At 69.6% G+C, this 4,555-nt stretch carries 5 protein-coding genes; all 5 read left to right on the forward strand.

Going from position 1 to position 4,555, the window contains the following annotated elements; genetic code table 11:
• Window positions 1–169 precede the first annotated feature (169 nt).
• Complete coding sequence (locus tag VFG33_RS28650) at window positions 170–1,087, forward strand: ABC transporter ATP-binding protein (RefSeq protein ID WP_325056086.1); 918 nt, start codon at window positions 170–172, stop codon at window positions 1,085–1,087.
• A complete protein-coding gene (locus VFG33_RS28655) occupies window positions 1,084–1,926 on the forward strand; it encodes an ABC-2 transporter permease family protein (protein WP_325056087.1) in 843 nt (280 codons plus the stop codon). The genes VFG33_RS28650 and VFG33_RS28655 overlap by 4 nt, the downstream gene beginning before the upstream one ends.
• Window positions 1,927–1,945: 19 nt before the next feature.
• Window positions 1,946–3,166 (forward strand): sensor histidine kinase, encoded by a 1,221-nt coding sequence (locus tag VFG33_RS28660; protein WP_325056088.1) that lies wholly within the window; start codon window positions 1,946–1,948, stop codon window positions 3,164–3,166.
• A 14-nt stretch (window positions 3,167–3,180) separates the two neighbouring features.
• Window positions 3,181–3,834 carry a response regulator gene (locus VFG33_RS28665; RefSeq protein ID WP_325056089.1) on the forward strand — a complete coding sequence of 218 codons (654 nt, stop codon included), beginning with the start codon at window positions 3,181–3,183 and terminating at the stop codon, window positions 3,832–3,834.
• A gap of 9 nt (window positions 3,835–3,843) precedes the next feature.
• Window positions 3,844–4,555 (forward strand): GNAT family N-acetyltransferase (locus VFG33_RS28670; protein ID WP_325056090.1); only part of this gene is annotated, 712 nt, incomplete at its 3' end.

Genomic DNA, 4,555 nt, shown 5'->3' on the forward strand with positions numbered 1-4,555 from the left:
GCGGGTGCGAGCAGGCCGGTCAGCAGGACACCGAGTCCGCCGAGCGCGCTCAACCACCACATCTCCGGTGCTCCCGTGCTGTCCGTACGACCTGAGAGGTACTCCGCGGCCGTGATCTCTGGTCGGCAGGCAGACGCCCGCCGGGCTGTGGATCCCTAGCGTCGGGATCATGATCGAGATCGCCGAACTGACCAAACACTATGCGGAGACCGTCGCCGTCGATGACCTGACCTTCACGGTCCGGCCCGGCCAGGTGACGGGATTCCTGGGCCCGAACGGGGCCGGCAAGTCGACCACGATGAGGATGATCGTCGGGCTGGACCGCCCCGACCGCGGTATCGCGACCGTCAACGGCATCCCCTACGCGGAGCATCCCGCCCCACTCCGGCAGGTCGGGGCGCTGCTGGAGGCAAGGTCCATCCACCGGGGCCGGAGCGCGCGCAACCACCTGCTCGCGCTGGCCCAGACCCACCGCTTCCCGGCCAGGCGGGTCGGCGAGGTACTGGCGATGGTCGGGCTGGAAGGCGTCGGGCATCGCCGGGCCGGCGGGTTCTCGCTCGGCATGGGTCAGCGCCTCGGCGTCGCGGCCGCGCTGCTCGGCGATCCGGCCGTGGTGATGATGGACGAGCCGACCAACGGGCTGGATCCGGACGGCGTGCTGTGGATCCGCAACCTGCTGAAAGCGCTGGCCGGCGAGGGGCGGACCGTCCTGGTGTCCAGTCATCTGATGAGCGAGATGGCGGTCACCGCCGAGCACCTGATCGTGATCGGCCGGGGCCGGCTGGTCGCGGACACCACGGTCGCCGAGCTGATCGCTCGGGTCGAGGTGGATCGCGTCAGTGTGCGGTCCCCGGAGGCGACCGACCTGCGGGAGCTGCTGATCGGCCTCGGCGCGAAGGTGACCGGGCTGGAGGCAGGGTTGCTCGAAGTGAGTGGGCTGACGGCCGAGCGGATCAGTGATGTTGCCTTCCGCAACGGTTTGCCGGTGTACGAGCTGACGCCGCAACGGGCGACGCTCGAGCAGGCGTACATGGAACTGACGAAGGACTCGGTGGAGTATCGCGAGAACGAAAGGACAGCAGCATGACTACGCTGATCGAGGACCGGGCCGGCCAGGGGATCGACGGTGATCGCGACGGAGCGGCGTACCGGGTGACGTTGCGGCGGGTGACGCGGTCGGAGTGGACGAAGCTGCTGTCGTTGCGGTCGACCTGGATCGTGCTCGTCGCGATGGCGGTGGTGACCGTCGGAGTCGCCGCGGGGACCGGCTGGGCGTACGAGCAGCGGATCTCCGACGGCGAGGTCGAGGCCGGCGCCGCACGGGCGGTCGGTTCGGCATTCCTGGCGCTGGAGCTGGCTGGTCTGGTGATCGGGGTGCTGGGGGTGCTGCAGATGTCGGGGGAGTACAGCTCCGGACTGATCCGGGCCAGTGTGGCCGCGGTGCCGCGGAGGTTGCCGCTGCTGTGGGCGAAGGCGCTGGTACTGATCGGCTTGACGTTCCCCTTCATGGTGCTGATCTGCCTGGCTTCTTTCGAAACCGTGCTGCTCTTCGCGCCGAGCGACCACAGTGGGTTGGCCGATGACGGAGTCGTCCGAGCGATCGTGGGCGCGGCGGCGTACCCGGTCGGGATCGGGCTGCTGGGGTTGGCGATCGGCACGCTGATCCGCCATACCGCGGGAGCCGTCACGACGCTCGTGGTGACGATGCTGGTGGTACCGGCGATCATCCTCGCGCTGCCCGAGGCGGTGCGGGATGCCGTCGGGCCCTATCTGCCGATCACGGCGGGGCAGGCGATGTTCGGGATGGGGCTGGGGGAGGAGCCGGTGGACATGCTGTCTCCGGGCGCGGGCGCCGTGGTGATGCTCGGCTGGATCGCCGTCCTGCTCGGCGCCGCCGCGGTTCTGCTGCGCCGGCGTGACGCCTGACGCCCCTACTCTGATGACCATGGGGCGGCTGTCCGACCTGGTGACTGCGGCACGGCAACGACCACGGCTGGTCGATGCCGTGATCGCGGTGCTCTTCGGCCTGCTCAGTGCGTCGGGGACCGTCGACCAGCGGGGCGGCGACGCGGTCACCGCGGTGGAGTGGCTCTGGATCTGCCTGCTGATGATCCCGCTGATCTGGCGGCGGCAGCATCCGGTGCGCGTCTTCTGGATCGTCTATGCGCTGGCCCTGGTGGGTTTCGTGGTCGACGTCGCCGGCCCGTACTCGATGATCTTCCCGGTCGTCACGATCACCGCGATCGCGCGGTACCGGCCGCGGCGGTACCTGTGGCCGGCGATTGCGGCGATCGAGGTGCCGCTGGCGGTCGGCTGGCTGGTGGCGGGCGGGCAGTGGTACGACGTGGCGATCCTCACCGGGGTGCTGGTGATCGCGCTGCTGGTCGGGATCAACCTGCAGACCCGGAACGCCTTACTGGCCGAACTGCGGGACCGAGCCGCCCGGCTGGAACGCGACCAGGACCAGCAGGCGCAGCTCTCGGTCGCCGCCGAGCGGGCCCGGATCGCCCGGGAGATGCACGACATCGTGGCGCACAACCTGGCGGTGATGGTCGCGCTGGCCGACGGTGCGGCCGTCACCACGCCGGTCGCGCCGGAGCGGGCGGCCGACATGATGGAGAAGGTCTCCGCCACCGGCCGCGAGGCGCTCGGCGAGATCCGGAAACTGGTCGGTCTGCTGAAAGAAGGCGAACAGGAACTGCCCGCCGTGCCAGTGCCGGGGTTCGCGGATATCGACGCCTTGGTGGAGCAGGTACGAGCGGCTGGGTTGAGGGTCGCGCTCACTCACGAGGGGGTGCCTGGACCGTGGGGGCCGGGTGCCGGCCTGACGGTCTACCGGATCGTGCAGGAGGCACTCACCAACACGATGAAACACGCCGGACGCCGCGCCCACGCGGAGGTGAACCTGCGCTACACCCCCACGAGAGTCGACATCGAGATCACCGACGACGGAGCACAACAGACCTTTGAGGTGCCCGCGGCAGCAGAAGGCCACGGCCTTGCAGGCATGACCGAACGAGTCAGTCCGTACGCCGGAACGGTGGTGGCCGGCCCGCGCCCAGGTTCAGGCTGGCGAGTCCATGCCCACTTGTCCTTCGACGAGGCACGGGAACACACCAGAGCACGCGAGCGCAGCGAGGCGCGCGACAGTAGCGGGGTCCTGTGACGAGGGTGTTGTTGGTGGATGACCAGGCTTTGTTGCGGCTGGGATTCCGGGCTGTCTTGGAGCAGCAGACCGATCTCGAGGTGGTGGGCGAGGCCGGGAACGGGGTGGACGGGGTCGCGATGACCCGGGCCCTGCAGCCGGACGTAGTACTGATGGATGTGCGGATGCCCGCCATGGACGGCATCGAGGCGACCCGGCAGATCGTCCGGTCAGGCTCGGCCGCGCGGGTGCTGGTCCTGACCACCTTCGACCTCGACGACTACGTCTTCGCCGCGCTCCGGGCGGGCGCCAGCGGCTTCCTCCTGAAGGACGCCGCGCCGGCCGAGCTCCTGGCCGGCATCCGAGCCGTCGCCTCCGGTGCCGCCGCGGTCGCGCCAGGCGTGACCAGGCGGCTCATCGAGGCTTTCGCCCACCACCTGCCGACCGCCACCGGCCTCTCACCGTCCGGTGAGCTGCTGCGCGAGCTCACCGACCGCGAGCGCGAGGTCCTGATCGAGCTGGCCAAAGGGCAGACGAACAGCGAGATCGCGCAACGACTGCTGGTCTCCGAGGGCACCGTGAAGGTCCATGTCGGCCGGATCCTGAGCAAGCTGGACCTGCGCGACCGGGTCCAGGTGGTCGTCTTCGCCTACGAGAATGGAATCGTGCGCCCCGGCGACGATGAGTAGGCTGACGAGGTGACAACGCCGGAGAAGGTCGAGCGACCGGGGCGTGGCCCCGAGCACCCGGCCGGCTACCCCGCGGAGTACGAAGCAGACGTCGTACTGCGGGACGGCGCGACCGCACACCTGCGGCCGATCACCCCGGCGGATGCGGCGTTGCTCGTGGAGTTCTATGCCCGGGTCTCCGAGCAGTCGAAGTACTACCGCTTCTTCGCGCCCTACCCGGAACTGTCCGACCGGGACGTGGCGCGGTTCACCCAGGTCGACTACCAGGACCGGCTGGCGCTGATCGTCACGGTCGCCGACCAGATGATCGGGGTCGGCCGCTACGAACGGACCGGCCTGCACACTGCCGAGGTCGCCTTCCTGATCGAGGATGCGCACCAGGGCCGGGGGCTCGGGCAGTTGCTGCTCGAGCACCTGGCGCAGGCGGCCCGTGAACACGGCATCACCCGGTTCGTCGCCGAGGTGCTGCCGGACAACCGGAAGATGATCACCGTCTTCACCGAGGCCGGGTACAAGGTCGCCCGGGAGTTCGAGGACGGGGTGATCATGGTCGAGTTCGACATCGCCCCGACCGACACCTCGTTCGGCGTGATGCAGGCGCGGGAGCAGCGTTCCGAGGCCCTGTCGATCGCCCGGCTGCTGACGCCGGCGAGCGTCGCGGTGATCGGAGCCAGCCGGCGCGAGGGCACGATCGGCAACGCGCTGCTGCGGAACATCCGCG

This window comes from Kribbella sp. (assembly GCF_035687465.1).
Taxonomy (GTDB): Bacteria; Actinomycetota; Actinomycetes; order Propionibacteriales; family Kribbellaceae; genus Kribbella.

Bases quoted from the DNA above. Each gene is read 5' to 3' on its own strand.
- VFG33_RS28650 (WP_325056086.1), top strand. From the start codon at position 170: ATGATCGAGATCGCCGAACTGACCAAACACTATGCGGAGACCGTCGCC.
- VFG33_RS28655 (WP_325056087.1), top strand. From the start codon at position 1,084: ATGACTACGCTGATCGAGGACCGGGCCGGCCAGGGGATCGACGGTGAT.
- VFG33_RS28660 (WP_325056088.1), top strand. From the start codon at position 1,946: ATGGGGCGGCTGTCCGACCTGGTGACTGCGGCACGGCAACGACCACGG.